The sequence below is a fragment of the Mesorhizobium sp. WSM4833 genome, assembly GCF_055811095.1.
The window spans coordinates 291875-306583 of the sequence record NZ_JBVVQG010000004.1; the positions used below are offsets into that span (position 1 = coordinate 291875).

Here is a 14709-nt window from a genome sequence, read left to right on the forward strand (position 1 = left end):
GGTGGCTATCCGGGTCGACAGTCGACGGGGCCGGGTCGGGCCCTCTCCAGGCCTCGGTCTGCTCACATATTCGTGCAATCGCCACCAGGTCGGGCGACGAGACCGATGGCTGATAAATTTTACGCCGCGTGTCTGTTTCTGCTATGGAGAACACGCAGTTGTGCGGACTTCGTTTTCGTCTGTACAAAGGCGGCTGTCACATTTTTGCAGTTTTCGTGGGCTTGTGCTTGCTTGAAAGCGCCGGCGTCCCACCTATAGGCGGTGCCCGAGGGCGGGCAGGATTAGAAGAAAGCAGTGAATGTTAGCGCGACCGATTGAACCGACCGACGCCGAGGCGGTGTTGGCTCCCCCGGCGGACGTCCGGACGCGCGGCGATGCTTTCGACCGTGCGCAGCGTCATTCGCGCCGCGTGCGCGTTCTCAAATTTGCCGTGCCGGTGGCCGCAGCACTGATAGCGGTCGCTTTCCCGGTCTACTCCTATCTCGCCGCACCCGTCTCGGTGAAGATTCAGGCGGAAGGCACTGCCTTTTCCAACGGCAAGCTGGTGATGGCCAATCCCAAGCTCAACGGTTTCACCAAGCAGAAGCAGCCTTATTCGATGACGGCGCTGCGTGCCATTCAGGATGTCAGCACGCAAGGTATCATCGAGCTGGAAGGCATCGACGCCAAGGTGCCGATCGCGTCCGACAATGTGGCGGCGGTCAAGGCCTCGCACGGCACCTACGATCGCGACGGCAATACGATGAACCTGACCAGCGACGTGACGATCACCACGACCGACGGCATGCAGGCCAAGTTCAAATCGGTCTTCCTCGACATGGGCAAAGGCACTATGAAGACAGGAGATCCCGTCGATGTCAGCCGTGGCGGGTCGCGGATCACGGCGGATACGATGTCGGTTCAGGACAATGGCAAGATTCTGGTTTTCGAGAACAAAGTGCGCGTCAACATCGATTCCGCCGCCCTGAAGGCGGCACAGGGAAACAGCGGAGAAACCAATGCGGCTCAGTAGTTCGACGCGGCTCGCGGCTGCAACTTCAGCGTTGCTGCTGCTCGGACTCGTGCCGTCATGGGCGCAGACGACCAGTCAATCAGGCCTCAAACTGTCCGGCGACAAGCCGATCCAGATCGAGAGCGACAAGCTGGAAGTCCGCCAGGCCGACAGTGTCGCGATCTTCACGGGCAATGTCAGCGTCGTCCAGGGGCCGACATTGATGAAGGCCGGCAAGATGACGGTCTACTACGTCAAGGACCCCAACGCCGCTGCCAAGGGCACGGAGGCCGCGGGTGCGGCGATGACGGGCTCGGCCAACATCGACCACCTGGAGATCTCCGACAAGGTCTATATCAAGTCGGATGCGCAGATCGCGACCGGCGATCAAGGCAGCTTCGATATGAAGAGCCAGGTGCTGGTGCTTTCGGGCAAAAAGGTCGTTCTGTCGCAAAACGACAACGTTCTGGTGGGCTGCAAACTTACCGTGCAGATGAAAAGCGGGCTGGCTCAGGTGGATCCATGCGCTGGGCAACGCGTCCAGATGTCGATCACACCGCCGCCGAAATCGGGAGCGACGAACCCCTGATGGCCAGCCTGTCGTCGCTGACGGCGCGTCTTCCGGGACGGGCCGCCGGCAAGCTTTCGGCGCCGGCCACGGTGACCGTCGATGCGGGAAAGTTCAAGGGAACCCTGATCGCCAAGGGGCTGACCAAGAGCTACAAGGGCCGCAAGGTCGTCAGCGGCGTCACCATCGGCGTGCGCGCCGGAGAGGCCGTTGGACTGCTCGGCCCCAACGGCGCCGGCAAAACGACCTGTTTCTATATGGTTACCGGCCTGGTGCCGGTGGATGAAGGCACGATCGAGATCGACGGCTTCGATGTCACGTCGATGCCGATGTACCGTCGCGCACGCCTCGGCATCGGCTATCTGCCGCAGGAAGCATCGATCTTCCGCGGCCTCAATGTCGAGCAGAATATCCGCGCCGTGCTGGAAGTGGTCGAAAAGGACCGCAAGGTGCGCGAGCGCAATCTCGACGAACTGCTCGAGGAATTCCACATCAGCCATCTGCGCAAGGCGCCATCCATGTCGCTTTCGGGCGGCGAGCGGCGACGCTTGGAAATCGCGCGAGCGCTGGCGACGCGTCCGGCCTACATGCTGCTCGACGAGCCTTTCGCCGGCATCGATCCGATCGCCGTCGCGGATATTCAACAACTGGTGCGCCACCTCACGGCGCGCGGCATCGGCGTCCTCATCACCGATCACAATGTGCGCGAAACGCTCGGCCTCATCGACCGCGCCTACATCATCCATGCCGGCCAGGTGCTGACCCATGGAAGGGCCGACGAAGTGGTGGCAAACCCGGATGTGCGGCGACTTTACCTCGGCGAGGGTTTCACCCTCTGAGCGTGAAATTTGTTTCCTGACACGATTTTTGCGGCTCGCGCGGCGCTTTTTCGTCGATTTTGCTCCGAGATAACGCTCCGGTAAGCGAGTTTTGCTACCAATTGCCTTGACAAGCAAAAGCCGGGCCAGTTTCTATGGCCGGCTGCAAAATTCCTTTCCGGAAGTCCGGATGCGTAGACGAGGCGTTTGAAACCGAACCATGGCGTTGGCGGCCAAACTACAGCTACGACAATCGCAGTCGCTGGTGATGACGCCGCAACTGATGCAGTCGATTCGGCTGCTGCAGTTCACCCATGTCGAGCTCGGGCATTTCATCGACGAGGAAATCGAGCGCAATCCACTGCTGGAGCGCGCCGAGCCGCAGGACGATGCCGCCAGCGACCAGGCGCAGAAGATCGAGGCGGAGCCGCAAGCCGCCACCGAAGGCGACTGGTTCGAAAACGAGACGCAGTGGAGCGCCGAGGCGATCTCGGACAAGCTCGACACGTCGCTGGAAAACCTGTTTCCCGACGACCCGGGCACCAGCGAGCGGCTCGGTCCCGACCTGACGGCACAATGGAAATCGGCTTCCGGCAATGGCGCGGGTTCCTCATCCGAGTGGTTTGACGCCGGCGATATGGCGACTGCTGCGATCACGCTGCGCGACCATGTCGGTGAACAGGTAGCGCTAACCTTCGCCGATCCGGCTGCACGTCTGATCGCCGCCGACCTCGCCGACGGCCTTGACGAGACCGGCTATCTGCGTGCCGATCTGGCCGAGATCGCCGCTCGTCTCGGTGCGGATGCCGTCGCCGTGGCGAAGGTGCTGGCGGTGTGTCAGACCTTCGAGCCGGCGGGCCTGTTTGCCCGCGACCTGGCCGAATGCCTGTCGCTGCAGCTTGCCGTGCGGAGCCGGCTCGATCCGGCGATGAAGGCGCTGGTCGCCAATCTCGAACTCCTGGCACGGCGCGATTTTCACGCATTGAAACGGATCTGCGGTGTCGACGAGGAGGATCTGCTCGACATGCTGGCCGAAATCCGGGCGCTCGATCCCCGGCCGGGCATGGCGTTTTCGGGCGGCGCCAGCGACGCGATCGTCGCCGATGTCGAGGTGCGCGCGGCCAATGACGGCAGCTGGTTGGTCGAACTCAATGCCGAAACGCTGCCGCGGGTGTTGGTCGACCATATCTATTTCGCCCAGGTCTCTCCGCAGGCCAAGAACCAGGCGGAAAAGGATTTTCTGGCCGAATGCCTGCAGAACGCCAACTGGCTGACGCGCAGCCTCGACCAGCGGGCAAAGACCATCCTCAAGGTCGCCTCGGAAATCGTTCGTCAGCAGGACGCCTTCCTCGTCCATGGCGTGCGGCAGCTGAAGCCGCTCAATCTGCGCACGGTGGCCGACGCCATCGGCATGCACGAATCGACCGTCAGCCGGGTCACAGCCAATAAATACATGCTGACGCCGCGCGGCGTGTTCGAGCTTCGCTACTTCTTCACCGCCTCGATCGCCGCATCGGGCGGCGGCGATGCGCACTCCTCGGAAGCCGTGCGTGACCGCATCAAGCAGTTGATCGACGAGGAGAAGCCCGTCGACGTGCTTTCCGACGATGCAATCGTCGACATGTTGCGCGAAAGTGGCGTCGACATTGCAAGGCGTACGGTCGCCAAGTACCGGGAAGGCATGAATATCCCCTCCTCGGTGCAGCGCCGGCGCGAGAAACGTGCGATGGCCAGCGCCGGGCGCTGAGGCGGGTCGATTTTCCACAAGCCAGCACTTCATTGACAAGCCGCGGTGAACTGGCTAGAAGCCCGCCCGCATGAGACGGGCTAGATGCCCGCATGCGGATGGTCCGTCACGACGTTGGCCTCGGGACGGTCAAAGGGCGGCTTGTGATCAACCGGAAAGTCTGGATTTAAAATCGGCGCAAGTGACGCCGCAAAGCTTGTGCGCACGGATCACGAGTATAAACTCGGGCCAGTTTGAAGCCTGAGCAAGGAAGGTCAGTTTTCAGATGAATCTGCGCATATCGGGAAAACACATGGACATCGGCGATGCGTTTCGGACACGCATCAACGATCGTGTCGGCGAAGCGATCGGCAAATATTTCGATCGCGGCTTTGCCGGACATGTCACGGTCATCAAATCGGGTTCGCGCTATTCGGCGGATTGCATGATCCGACTGGATTCCGGCGCTTCGCTGCAGGCCACCGGCGATGCCCAGGATCCGACGCTTGCCTTCGAGGCGGCGGCGGACCGTCTGGAAACCCGCCTGAGGCGCTACAAGCGCCGGCTGAAATCGCACAATTCGGGCGCCGCCAACGGCCAGCCGACCGACATAGCCTACACGGTGATGGCGCCGCTTGCCGATGACGACGAGGACATTCCGGAGAATTTCGCGCCGGCCATCGTCGCCGAATCAACCATGACGCTGAAGACCATGTCGGTGGCGTCGGCGGTCATCGAGCTCGACACCAAGGACAGCCCGGTCTTCGTCTTCCGCAACGCGGGAACCGACCATCTCAACATCGTCTATCGCCGACCCGATGGAAATATCGGTTGGATCGACCCGTCGACGACCAAGGTCGCACAAGCGTGACGACAACGGTCGCACGGTGACGACAAGGGTCGCACGGTGACGACGAGGTCGCACTGGGATAAGAGCCGGCCGCACGAGGGGTGAGGACTGGTGACGGCAGGCGAACAAGGGATTTTCAAGCATGGATCTGAGCGATCTTATCAACGTTCCGGCGATATTGCCGGCGTTGAAGGCGAACTCCAAGAAGCAGCTGCTGCAATTGCTGTCCGAACGGGCCGCGGCGATTTCCGGCATTCCGGAGCGGGAGGTGTTCGACACCATCCTGCAGCGTGAGCGGCTGGGTTCGACCGGCGTCGGCAACGGCATCGCCATCCCGCACGGCAAGCTAGCCGGCGTGAAGCGCATCGCAGGTGTTTTCGCCCGGCTGGAGACGCCTGTCGATTTCGAATCGCTGGACGATCAGCCCGTCGATCTGGTGTTTCTGCTGCTGGCGCCGGAAGGGGCGGGCGCCGATCACCTCAAGGCACTGTCGCGCATCGCGCGAGTGCTGCGTGACGCCGACACGGTGGCCAAGATCAGGGGTACGCGCGACGCCGCGGCTATCCACGCGCTTTTATCGGACACCCAGGCCTCGCACGCGGCCTGATTTTTCTGGTGAGACGACATTCAAGGGCCGCCACGGGCGGCCCTACGCGTTTGAGCCTGCTGGTCGCGCCTAACAGGGCGGCGCGCTGGGTCTTAGTGGATGGCGACCGTGGTCAGGTCGTTTTCCATGGCACCGGCCAGTGCGCGGTCACGCGCGTCGGAAAGCAGGATCGGCTGGCCATTGGCGGCAAACAGCGCCCACAGTTCCATGCCGGGAGCGATTTCGCCGAGATTGGGGAAACGGCCGAGCAATTCGTCGCTCGAGACCTTTCTGAGATAAGCGACCGAGCCCTCGCCGAGATGAGCGAATTCGCCATTGGTCATGGTGATATTTTCAGTTCTGGTCATTTCAAAGCCTCCTTCGCGCGAGGACGCCGCTCAAGGCCATCCCGCATGAGAGCCATCGGTAAAGATCAGTCTTTCACCGATATGTTTATTTTCCGTACCAGCCGTTCGGACTCCGGCCGATCGAGGTCGATCGCCAAAAGGCCGTTCTTCAACTCCGCTGCGATCACCCGCATGCCGTCGGCCAGCACGAAACAGCGCTGGAACTGGCGCGCGGCGATGCCGCGATGAAGAAATTCGCGCTCGGTGTCGTCGGTCTGACGGCCGCGCACGACCAACTGGTTTTCCTCCGTGGTGACATCGAGATCGCTTTCGGCGAAACCGGCGACCGCCAATGTGATGCGCAACCTTTCGGTTTTGCCGTCGGCGCCGCTGAGGCGTTCGATGTTGTAGGGAGGATAGCTGTCACCGGACTTCGCCAGGCGTTCCAGGGTCTTTTCCATGGCGTCGAAACCAAGCAGAAGCGGGCTGGAAAAGGGCGTCATTCGGCTCATGTTACACTGTCCTCTCAAGAGCGACATAAAGTGGAAAAACCCAGATGGCATTTTTCCCGATGGCCTTGATATGGTCCGCCCCGCGACCAAGTTCAAGCCGTCAACAGACCCGCCCAGAAAGACCAGGCCGTGGACTCACAGGAATGACAGACATGGCGCTTGAAACGGCGAGCAGATGCAAGGAAAAGCGCGCGGGTCGGGATTGTCTTCCCTGGTCGAGCGGTTCGGCCTGGCAGCTCGCGGCCGCTTCGGCGTCATTTGGATGTTCCGATCGGATCGACGCAAGTCCACGACCTCGCCAAACAAGGAATTGAAATGCCCCAGTCACGCAAGATCATCATCGACACGGATCCCGGCCAGGATGATGCCGTCGCCATATTGCTGGCGCTCGGCAGCTCCGAACTGGAGATCGTCGGCATATCAGCCGTTGCCGGCAACGTGCCGCTGAAGCTTACCGAAAAGAATGCCCGCAAGATCTGCGAGCTGGCCGGCCGCCCGGACATCAAGGTCTATGCCGGTGCCATCCGGCCCCTGACGCGCGAACTGGTCACCGCCGAGGAAGTGCATGGCAAGACCGGCCTCAACGGTCCGCAATTGCCCGAACCGACGATGAAGCTGCAGGACCAGTACGCGGTCGATTTCATCGTCCAGACGCTGATGAGCGAAGAAAGCGGCACGATCACGCTTTGCGCGCTCGGCCCGCTCACCAACATTGCGCTGGCGCTGATCCGCGAGCCGCGCATTGCACCGCGCATCAAGGAAATCGTGCTGATGGGCGGCGGCTTCTTCGAAGGCGGCAATGTCACCCCGACCGCCGAATTCAACATCTATGTCGACCCGCAGGCCGCAGATGTCGTGCTCAAATCCGGCATTCCGATCGTCATGATGCCTCTCGACGTCACCCACAAGGCGCTGACCACCGCCAAGCGCACGCAGGCCTTCCGCGCGCTGGGCACCAGGGTCGGCACCGCCACCGCGGAGATGCTGGAGTTCTTCGAGCGCTTCGATGAAGAGAAATACGGCACCGACGGTGGCCCGCTGCACGATCCTTGCGTCATCGCCTATCTGTTGAAGCCGGACCTGTTCAAGGGCCGCAACTGCAACGTCAGCGTGGAAACCGCCTCGGAACTGACCATGGGCATGACCGTGATCGACTGGTGGGGCGTCACCAAACGGCCGAAGAACGCCATGGTGATGCGCGACATCGACCATGATGCGTTTTTCGCCTTGCTGGTGGAGAGGCTGGGGCGGCTTAACTGACCGTCAGAACAGAACTGAACTTGTGAGCACGCGTCTTCACTCATTGAGAAACCGATAGGTGTCTCCGCCGCGCTTATGATGTTGCCGCTCGATGGGGATGACCGAACCGACAAGGTGCGGCATCCCCACTTCATCATCGATGGATGTCACCGCGCTGTTGCCATCAAGGCGGACATCGTATGTGTAATACAGCCCGCGCCCGGCAGCCATCTTCGGATTGATGGGCATTAACCTCACATACTCGATAGTGCCCATCACACTCTGAGTTGCCACAACCGGATTGTCCTGGTTCATCGCAATCGGGATCAGCGCCGCCAGGGGCAGTGCGCAGAAGAATACGACACCAATGACTGCGTCTCGGTATTCTGCCTGAAACAGAAGCAGGCGGTTTCTGAGAGAAGATACTGTTGCCATGATTCAATTCACGAATCGGTAGAAGACGAAGCCATTGTCGCGCGTGACGCGTTCGATGTTTGTGCGCGAGCCGATCAGATGCGGGTGATCGTCATCGATAAGGACAGACGAACCGTTCTCGATAGAAACCAGATATATGCCGCGGCCATGGTCCAACCGGACACTTTCGACGTTTGCCTCGACTGTGTCGACCGATCGGATCGGGCTGGCGTCGTTGATCCATTTGTTTGCCGCCAACATGATCATAACCGCAAACGCACCAATAAAGAGGATCACGCCAGGCGCGTTCCTCTTCAAACCATCCCAAGTCCAAAAGACAGACATGAATCCCTCAAGCCAGATTCATGTGGTGGTGGGACAGCACACTTTCAATCTGTTGCCATTCCAGGGTGCTGCAACTCCTTGCGGCGCCGGCTCGGCCGCCTTTACTTCGACCGCGAAAACGCCAGCCACAGGCCGCCGCCGACCATGAAGCTGCCGCTGATCCTCGACAAAAGCTTGATGCGGCCGGCCGACAGCAGGCGCCCGGCGCGGCCGGCGGCCAGCGCGTAAGTCGAATCCGAGAAGGCGGCGAAGATCATGGCGGTCAGACCCATGACGGCGATCTGCAGCGAGTAGTTGCCTTGCGGCGAAATGAACTGCGGAAAGAAGGCGCCGAAGAAAATCAGCGTCTTGGGGTTGCTCAGCGCCACCAGCAGGCCCTGCAGGAAGAAGCCGCCGCGCGGCTTTCTCGCTGTTCCATCGGCATTCAACGTGCCCTTGGAACGGAACATCTGCACACCCATCCAGATCAGATAGGCGGCACCGATCAGCCGTACCCATTCGAACCAGTGGCCCATGCCTGCGATCAGCGTGTTGAGGCCGATGCCGACGATGGCGATCATCACGGCAAGCCCGGCCTGCGTGCCGGCGACGTTGGCGAGGCCGGCGCGCGAGCCATGGCGGATGCTGTTGGCAATGATCAGCGTGACCGTCGGACCGGGCACCAGGATAATGACGATGCAAGCGAGGACATAGGCGGCGTAGAGTTCGAGCGACATGCTTTTTCCCCAGGAATACCGCCGAGGCGGCGCGGCTGAGGATAATCAATGCATGGCGGCGATAGCGATGCAAGCCGGTGCGCGAAGCGCCGCGGCACGCCAACGCGTGCGATTCAGGCGCCGACCGGCCAGGGCAGCGTTGCCTCATAGGCGGCCGCCGCCTTGAGCACGGCAAGGTCGCCGCGTGGCCGGCCGATCAGCTGCATGCCCATCGGCCGCCCTCTATCGTCGAAGCCGACCGGCACATTGGCCGCCGGGCAGCCGCCCAAGGTCGCGAAGGCGGAAACCTGCATCCAGCGGTGATAGCTGTCCATTGTGCGTCCGGCGACCTCACGCGGCCAATGCGTATCGATGTCGAAGGGGAAGACCTGTGCTGTCGGCAGCGCAATCAGATCATAGCGGGCGAAGATCGACAGAAGCGTGCGATGCCAGGACGTGCGGATGACCGAAGCGGCGCGGATCTGCGGCGCCGTCAGCCGCGTTGCGTTCTCCACTTCCCAGATGGCTTCCGGCTTGAGCAGGCGGCGCTTTGCGGGATCGTCATAGTGGGTTTTGAGCGCGCAGCCGCTGCTGGCCTGGCGCAGCGTCACGAAGGCCTGCCACAGCGCTTCGAAATCGAAATCCGGCAGCAGGGGCTCGGTCGCGAAGGACGCCTCCGCAAAGCGGCCAAGTGCCGCCTCGCACAGGCCGAGAATGCCTGTTTCAACCGGCAGATGACCGCCGAGGTCACCGAGCCAGGCGATGCGGCCACCAGTTGCGGGTATTCCAAGCCCTTCGAGGAACGAGCCGGGTTTGTCGTAGGACAATGGCGCGTGCGGGTGGTAACCGGCCTGCACATCGAGCAGCAGCGCCATGTCACGGACGTTGCGGCCCATCGGCCCGTCGACGCCCATCTGCGCATGGAAGACTTCGAAATCGGGTCCACCGGGAACAAGTCCTTGCGACGGGCGGAAGCCAAAAACATTGTTCCAGGCGGCCGGGTTGCGCAGCGAGCCGCCAAAGTCGCTGCCATCGGCGACGGGCACCATGTCGAGCGCCAGGGCAACGGCCGCGCCGCCGCTCGAGCCTCCGGCGGTCAGGGCCGGATCGAAGGCGTTCAGCGTCGGCCCGAACACGGCGTTGTAGGTGTTGGAACCAAGCCCGAATTCGGGGACGTTGGTCTTGCCGATGATAATGGCGCCGGCATTGCGGATGCGCTCGACGAAGAAATCGTCCTCCTGCGGCACGAAATCGGCGAAGATCGGCGAGCCGAAAGAGGTCCTGAGGCCCGTGGTCGAGGCGAGGTCCTTGATGGCCATCGGCAGGCCGAAGAGCGGGTTGGTTTTGGCTCGCGTCGGGCTGGCATCGGCCGCATCGGCTTCGCGCAGGATATCGGCGCGATCGCGCAAGGAGACGATGGCGTTCACCAGCGGATTGACCGCCTCGATGCGGTCGAGGAATGCCGCCACCACCTCGTGCACGGAAAGCTCTCTCTCCCGGATCGCGCCGGCGAGTTCGACTGCGGACAGGCGGCAGATGTCGCCTGCCGGCGGCACGGCATGTTTTGTTTGAGGACGCAGCATTTTAACGGGTTTCCTGCAGCGCCTGATCGACGTCTTTGGCGAGCGGGATCGCCGGTTGGGCGCCAGGCTTCAGGCAGGCCAGCGAGCCGGCCGCGCCGGCGCGCGCCAGCGCCTGTTCGAGCGTGAGGCCCGACGACAGGCTGGCGGCGAAATAGCCGCAGAACGTATCGCCGGCGCCGACCGTGTCGACGGGGACGATCTTGCGCGCAGCAACGGCCAGGAACTCGGTCGGTGTCGCCGCCATCACGCCATCGCCGCCGAGCGTGACGACGACGGTGCGGCCGGTCTTTCCGGCAAAGTCCCGCATGCGCGCCGCCCGATCGCGGCCTTGCAGCGACAGCGCTTCGCCATACAGGTCGAACTCGGTTTCGTTGGCGACGACATAGTCGGCCTTGCCGAGAAAGCCGGCTGCTTGCGCTTGGAAAGGTGCTGTGTTGAGCACCGCGATGGCGCCGGCCGCCCTTGCCTGGTCGAGGGCGGCATCGACGGTGGCCAGCGGAATCTCATTTTGCAGCAGCACGACGTCGCCTTTTTTCAGAAAGGCCTTGGAGAGATCGCCGGGCACCACGGAAGCGTTGGCGCCCGGCACCACGGCGATGATGTTCTCGCCGTCGTCGGCGACCATGATCAGTGCCGTGCCGGTCGAGGCGTGAGTCTCGGCAACGCCGGACAGGTCGACCTTGCCGTCGCGCAGCAATGCCAGTGCCTCGGCGGCGAAGCTGTCCCTGCCGACGGCGCCGACCATGCGCACCGAGGCGCCGGCGCGTGCGGCGGCCAGGGCCTGGTTGGCGCCCTTGCCACCAGGCGCGGTGGTGAAGGCCGAGCCGCCCACCGTCTCGCCGGGGCTCGGCAAGCGGTCGACCTTGGCGATAAGGTCGAGGTTGATCGAGCCGATGACGATAATCAAGCAGGGCCTCCTGGCAACGCAAATTCAAAATGCCGGAGCGTCTTCGTGCGTCCGGGCGAACGCAGATCGTTCCGATTGCGTGGAAGCTAACCTGTAAGGCCGCGGCTTGCCAGACCACGCGCATGGTCCAGCCCGATTTGAGTTGTCGCGGCCTTATTCGCAGCGCACGGTGACCGTGCCCTGATAGTTGCCGGCGGGAAAGATACCGCTCGACTTGGTGGCGGTGAGGTCGACCTGCATGGCGTGGGTGCCGTTGGCAACCCTCTGCGGCACACTTCCGTTGACATCGGCCCCCGAGCCATCGAGGCGGAAGACCGAAGCGAACGTCACGTTGGTGCCACCGCCGCTCGGCGCGGACGAGAATGCGGCAGGCGCCGGCGCCGAAACCGAATAGCAGTCAAGCAGGTTGAGTATTGAGCATAACAGGGAGCTTGCCACCACGGTGGCGCTGGCGCTCGATCCGCCTGCCTGTTTGGAGCCCAGTATGCTGATGGCGGGACTGGCCTTCATCGTTCCGGACGCCCCGACCATGATGGTGCAGGTGCCGATGATCGCCGCCTGCATCGGAAGGCAGGAACCGGCAAGTGCCGCCATCGCAAACAGCGCGCGGCTACTGCTTCTTCTTTTTCTTGCCATCGCCATTTCCGGTTCTGATGCTCCAGCCTTCGTTGGCCCACCCCGGTGATGCGGTCGCGGGAGCGGTGGCGGCAATACTCGCCGTCTGGCCGTCGGTGCCGAGGCCCATTTTGAGGAGCTTCAGCTCCAGCTGAAGGCGCTCGACCTCAAGCTCGTAGAGACGGCTGCAATCGACGCGCTTGGGCGTACGCCCGATGGGGATCACCACCCGGCCGTAAGTGGCGACATCATTGTCGGACTGGCTGTTGCCTCTGATGACGCCGAGATCGACATAGGCGCCGGAGCCGGAGACGGCGGAACGGCAAGTGGTGCCATCCGCGGCATGGACCTCGTCCTGGCCCTGGGGCAAGGTGACGCCGGGCAGGTTGAAGCCGCTTTCGTTCTGGTTGAGGTTGTAGACGTCCTCGGCCCCGGCCGGCGAGGCACCCGCCCAAACAGCCGCGAGCGCCAGTGTCAGGACTTGCGGCGCCCAAAAAACTTTCCGCATATCTGTGCCCTTATCTGCGTCTGTTGATTGGGAAAGGGGATGCTTTCGGTACAGATACGCACTTTACGCTCGGCAGCGCCGCCGAAAGGCACAACCACAAGGACAGAACGGGAGGCCTGGGAGGCCAGTTGGAAGACATTTGGAGAGACCCTGGCATCTACCGGCTGGAAATCCTGATCGTAGACGTGAATTTCGACCCGGATGTTGCGGTCGTAGGGATTGGCGGGGAAGACGCGAACCGCAAAGACGTCGGTGAAGCTGTTGATCTCGCCACGCATCGGCGACATCGACTGAGCCTTGGCGGCAACGGGCGCCAATCCGACGGCCAACGCCGTCGCCAGGATTCGAGCATGTTTCACGACCCCTCCTTCGCTCGCGTCATTCGCAGCGCAGCGTTACCGTTGCCTGATAATTGCCGTTGGCGAAGCGATTGCTGCCGCCCTTGGTTCCGGCAAGGTGAACCGAGACGAGATCTGCGCCGGGGGTGGTGATGCTGGTTGTCGAGCCGGTCTCGACGATGGAATGCGCGCCGGCGGCGGAGTAGGTGGGTGTCCAGGTCGTCGACGTGCTGTCGGCGGATGGCACCGTCATGGTGGTGACCGGGTCGACGCTCAGCGACACACCTCCGGTCGTCGTCAGCGTCACGGTTCCAGCCGAGCCGCCGCTGTTGTGGGAGCTCAGGGACTGGAGATCGGGACTGGCCGTCATCGTACCGTTGGTGGCAACGACCAGCGTGCAGGTGGGCGCGATCGTGCCGTTGAAGATGACATTCTGCGTCGTGGCCAACGCGGCCTCGTCGACGCTGGCAACCAGCAGAGCTGCGCCGCAGGCGGCGCGAAACAATGTCATCGAGACCTCCTATCAAGCCGGATCGTCCGGATTAATATGAGAGCATCATCACTTTATCGTGGTTAATTTAGAGTTACCTAAAATAACGCCTCAAAATAACAACTACAGGAACCGGAGGTTGCCCTCGGTTGCAAAAGCGGAACCACAGCGTAAATAGCGCTTATACTTGATAGCGCCGATATAACCATGTTTTTCTTCGCAATATCGAGAAAAATCGATATTACGATATCTGCCCGGCTTCCCAACCCAGAATGGCGCGCTTGCGGGTCAGGCCCCAATGATAACCGGTGAGGTCGCCTGATTTGCCGATGGCGCGGTGACAAGGCACCACGAAAGAGAGCGGATTGGCGCCGTTGGCCGCACCGACCGCACGGCTGGCGGACGGAGCGCCGATGCTGGCCGCAATCGAGGAATAGGTGCGGGCCTTGCCCATCGGGATCTTGAGCAGCGCCTCCCAGACGCGAACCTGGAAGTCGGTGCCGATCATGACGACATGCAGCGGCTGGTCGGGGCGCCACAGCGTCGGGTCGAAGATACGGGCGGCATAGGGGCCGGTGGCAGTCATGTCCTCGACGTAGATGGCGTTCGGCCAGCGGCTGGACATGTCGGCGAAGGCGGCGCGTTCCTCGCCGGGGTCGCTGAAGGCGAGGCCGGCGAGCCCGCGCTCGGTGGCCATGATCAGGGCGGTGCCGAACGGCGAGGAATGGAAGCCGTAGCGGATGGTGAGCCCGGCGCCGCGTGTCTTGTAGTCGCCCGGCGACATCGCCTCGTGCGTGACGAACAGGTCATGCAGCCGGCCGGGGCCGGACATGCCCAGTTCGAATGAGGTCTCGAGCAGCGGCATGCCGGAATCGAGCAGCCTGCGCGCATGGTCCAGTGTCACCGCCTGCAGGAAGGCCTTGGGCGACAGGCCGGCCCAGCGGGTGAAGAGTTTTTGCAGGCCGGTCGGCGTCTCGCCGACCTCCTCGGCCAGCTCTTCGAGGGAAGGCTGGTCGCGATAGTCGAGACTGATCTTCTCGATGGCACGGCGCACGATCTCATAATCGCTGCCTTCAGGCGTGATGTCCTTTTTGAGGACTGCGGTGTGTGTGCTCATGGAACTGTCTCCTTGAGCCGGAATATCGCCCCTCGGGGCGTCGATCGCCACCCGAAACTT

At 62.4% G+C, this 14709-nt stretch carries 19 protein-coding genes; 7 read left to right on the plus strand and 12 right to left on the minus strand.

Translation table 11 applies throughout. The annotated features are described in order from the left end of the window. The first annotated feature begins 298 nt into the window (after window positions 1-298). The 6 genes from lptC to ptsN all read left to right on the plus strand — a co-directional run bounded on the left by lptC (window position 299) and on the right by ptsN (window position 5560). Window positions 299-1012 carry an LPS export ABC transporter periplasmic protein LptC gene (gene lptC / locus AC0L2D_RS09795; protein ID WP_064995567.1) on the plus strand — a complete coding sequence of 238 codons (714 nt, stop codon included), beginning with the start codon at window positions 299-301 and terminating at the stop codon, window positions 1010-1012. Next, entirely contained in the window at window positions 999-1580 is a 582-nt protein-coding gene (locus AC0L2D_RS09800) for an LptA/OstA family protein (RefSeq protein ID WP_013529585.1), read from the plus strand. Before lptC ends, AC0L2D_RS09800 begins: the two co-directional genes overlap by 14 nt. Then, window positions 1580-2398: an LPS export ABC transporter ATP-binding protein gene (lptB, locus tag AC0L2D_RS09805; RefSeq protein ID WP_013529586.1), complete on the plus strand. Its 819-nt coding sequence runs from the start codon at window positions 1580-1582 to the stop codon at window positions 2396-2398. Before AC0L2D_RS09800 ends, lptB begins: the two co-directional genes overlap by 1 nt. 199 nt (window positions 2399-2597) lie before the next feature. Further along, the gene (rpoN, locus tag AC0L2D_RS09810; RefSeq protein WP_473540921.1) at window positions 2598-4124 is read left to right on the plus strand and encodes an RNA polymerase factor sigma-54; all 1527 of its coding nucleotides are present in this window, start codon (window positions 2598-2600) and stop codon (window positions 4122-4124) included. A 265-nt stretch (window positions 4125-4389) separates the two neighbouring features. Then, the gene (gene hpf / locus AC0L2D_RS09815) at window positions 4390-4974 is read left to right on the plus strand and encodes a ribosome hibernation-promoting factor, HPF/YfiA family (protein WP_013529588.1); all 585 of its coding nucleotides are present in this window, start codon (window positions 4390-4392) and stop codon (window positions 4972-4974) included. Window positions 4975-5095: 121 nt separating this feature from the next. Beyond that, on the plus strand, window positions 5096-5560 hold the full coding sequence (gene ptsN, locus AC0L2D_RS09820; RefSeq protein WP_013529589.1) for a PTS IIA-like nitrogen regulatory protein PtsN: 465 nt from the start codon (window positions 5096-5098) through the stop codon (window positions 5558-5560). A 92-nt stretch (window positions 5561-5652) separates the two neighbouring features. Here ptsN and AC0L2D_RS09825 read toward each other — a convergent pair whose 3' ends face one another. Both AC0L2D_RS09825 and AC0L2D_RS09830 read right to left on the minus strand, forming a co-directional pair. Beyond that, entirely contained in the window at window positions 5653-5907 is a 255-nt protein-coding gene (locus AC0L2D_RS09825) for a BQ00720 family protein (RefSeq protein WP_023760740.1), read from the minus strand. A gap of 65 nt (window positions 5908-5972) precedes the next feature. Beyond that, the gene (locus AC0L2D_RS09830; protein WP_013529591.1) at window positions 5973-6398 is read right to left on the minus strand and encodes an Hsp20 family protein; all 426 of its coding nucleotides are present in this window, start codon (window positions 6396-6398) and stop codon (window positions 5973-5975) included. 315 nt (window positions 6399-6713) lie between these two features. Here AC0L2D_RS09830 and AC0L2D_RS09835 point away from each other — a divergent pair, with 315 nt between their 5' ends. Continuing rightward, entirely contained in the window at window positions 6714-7658 is a 945-nt protein-coding gene (locus AC0L2D_RS09835) for a nucleoside hydrolase (protein ID WP_024502823.1), read from the plus strand. A 36-nt stretch (window positions 7659-7694) separates the two neighbouring features. Here AC0L2D_RS09835 and AC0L2D_RS09840 read toward each other — a convergent pair whose 3' ends face one another. The 10 genes from AC0L2D_RS09840 to AC0L2D_RS09885 all read right to left on the minus strand — a co-directional run bounded on the left by AC0L2D_RS09840 (window position 7695) and on the right by AC0L2D_RS09885 (window position 14649). Next, window positions 7695-8072, minus strand: coding sequence for a hypothetical protein (locus tag AC0L2D_RS09840; protein WP_063169006.1), 378 nt, complete (start codon window positions 8070-8072; stop codon window positions 7695-7697). 3 nt (window positions 8073-8075) lie between these two features. Beyond that, the gene (locus AC0L2D_RS09845; protein ID WP_013529594.1) at window positions 8076-8396 is read right to left on the minus strand and encodes a hypothetical protein; all 321 of its coding nucleotides are present in this window, start codon (window positions 8394-8396) and stop codon (window positions 8076-8078) included. Between the two features lie 101 nt (window positions 8397-8497). After that, window positions 8498-9112: a LysE family translocator gene (locus AC0L2D_RS09850; protein ID WP_013529595.1), complete on the minus strand. Its 615-nt coding sequence runs from the start codon at window positions 9110-9112 to the stop codon at window positions 8498-8500. Between the two features lie 113 nt (window positions 9113-9225). After that, on the minus strand, window positions 9226-10674 hold the full coding sequence (locus AC0L2D_RS09855; RefSeq protein WP_027161331.1) for an amidase: 1449 nt from the start codon (window positions 10672-10674) through the stop codon (window positions 9226-9228). Window position 10675: 1 nt separating this feature from the next. Beyond that, a complete protein-coding gene (locus AC0L2D_RS09860) occupies window positions 10676-11581 on the minus strand; it encodes a ribokinase (RefSeq protein ID WP_027161332.1) in 906 nt (301 codons plus the stop codon). A 153-nt stretch (window positions 11582-11734) separates the two neighbouring features. Then, window positions 11735-12217: a hypothetical protein gene (locus AC0L2D_RS09865; protein WP_027161333.1), complete on the minus strand. Its 483-nt coding sequence runs from the start codon at window positions 12215-12217 to the stop codon at window positions 11735-11737. Further along, window positions 12192-12704, minus strand: a complete 513-nt coding sequence (locus AC0L2D_RS09870; RefSeq protein ID WP_027161334.1) for a hypothetical protein — start codon at window positions 12702-12704, stop codon at window positions 12192-12194. The genes AC0L2D_RS09865 and AC0L2D_RS09870 overlap by 26 nt, the downstream gene beginning before the upstream one ends. Continuing rightward, window positions 12671-13063, minus strand: a complete 393-nt coding sequence (locus AC0L2D_RS09875) for a hypothetical protein (protein WP_027161335.1) — start codon at window positions 13061-13063, stop codon at window positions 12671-12673. The genes AC0L2D_RS09870 and AC0L2D_RS09875 overlap by 34 nt, the downstream gene beginning before the upstream one ends. 19 nt (window positions 13064-13082) lie before the next feature. Further along, window positions 13083-13553 carry a hypothetical protein gene (locus AC0L2D_RS09880; RefSeq protein WP_027161336.1) on the minus strand — a complete coding sequence of 157 codons (471 nt, stop codon included), beginning with the start codon at window positions 13551-13553 and terminating at the stop codon, window positions 13083-13085. 220 nt (window positions 13554-13773) lie between these two features. Then, complete coding sequence (locus tag AC0L2D_RS09885; RefSeq protein WP_127365990.1) at window positions 13774-14649, minus strand: methylated-DNA--[protein]-cysteine S-methyltransferase; 876 nt, start codon at window positions 14647-14649, stop codon at window positions 13774-13776. Window positions 14650-14709 lie beyond the last annotated feature (60 nt).

Excerpts from the sequence above, each read along its gene's own strand:
- AC0L2D_RS09825 (WP_023760740.1), bottom strand. The coding sequence starts at position 5,907 with ATGACCAGAACTGAAAATATCACCATGACCAATGGCGAATTCGCTCAT.
- AC0L2D_RS09885 (WP_127365990.1), bottom strand. The coding sequence starts at position 14,649 with ATGAGCACACACACCGCAGTCCTCAAAAAGGACATCACGCCTGAAGGC.
- rpoN (WP_473540921.1), top strand. The coding sequence starts at position 2,598 with ATGGCGTTGGCGGCCAAACTACAGCTACGACAATCGCAGTCGCTGGTG.
- AC0L2D_RS09835 (WP_024502823.1), top strand. The coding sequence starts at position 6,714 with ATGCCCCAGTCACGCAAGATCATCATCGACACGGATCCCGGCCAGGAT.
- AC0L2D_RS09865 (WP_027161333.1), bottom strand. The coding sequence starts at position 12,217 with ATGGCAAGAAAAAGAAGAAGCAGTAGCCGCGCGCTGTTTGCGATGGCG.
- AC0L2D_RS09830 (WP_013529591.1), bottom strand. The coding sequence starts at position 6,398 with ATGAGCCGAATGACGCCCTTTTCCAGCCCGCTTCTGCTTGGTTTCGAC.
- AC0L2D_RS09850 (WP_013529595.1), bottom strand. The coding sequence starts at position 9,112 with ATGTCGCTCGAACTCTACGCCGCCTATGTCCTCGCTTGCATCGTCATT.
- AC0L2D_RS09845 (WP_013529594.1), bottom strand. The coding sequence starts at position 8,396 with ATGTCTGTCTTTTGGACTTGGGATGGTTTGAAGAGGAACGCGCCTGGC.
- AC0L2D_RS09855 (WP_027161331.1), bottom strand. The coding sequence starts at position 10,674 with ATGCTGCGTCCTCAAACAAAACATGCCGTGCCGCCGGCAGGCGACATC.
- ptsN (WP_013529589.1), top strand. The coding sequence starts at position 5,096 with ATGGATCTGAGCGATCTTATCAACGTTCCGGCGATATTGCCGGCGTTG.
- AC0L2D_RS09840 (WP_063169006.1), bottom strand. The coding sequence starts at position 8,072 with ATGGCAACAGTATCTTCTCTCAGAAACCGCCTGCTTCTGTTTCAGGCA.
- AC0L2D_RS09870 (WP_027161334.1), bottom strand. The coding sequence starts at position 12,704 with ATGCGGAAAGTTTTTTGGGCGCCGCAAGTCCTGACACTGGCGCTCGCG.
- AC0L2D_RS09800 (WP_013529585.1), top strand. The coding sequence starts at position 999 with ATGCGGCTCAGTAGTTCGACGCGGCTCGCGGCTGCAACTTCAGCGTTG.
- AC0L2D_RS09880 (WP_027161336.1), bottom strand. The coding sequence starts at position 13,553 with ATGACATTGTTTCGCGCCGCCTGCGGCGCAGCTCTGCTGGTTGCCAGC.
- lptB (WP_013529586.1), top strand. The coding sequence starts at position 1,580 with ATGGCCAGCCTGTCGTCGCTGACGGCGCGTCTTCCGGGACGGGCCGCC.
- lptC (WP_064995567.1), top strand. The coding sequence starts at position 299 with ATGTTAGCGCGACCGATTGAACCGACCGACGCCGAGGCGGTGTTGGCT.
- hpf (WP_013529588.1), top strand. The coding sequence starts at position 4,390 with ATGAATCTGCGCATATCGGGAAAACACATGGACATCGGCGATGCGTTT.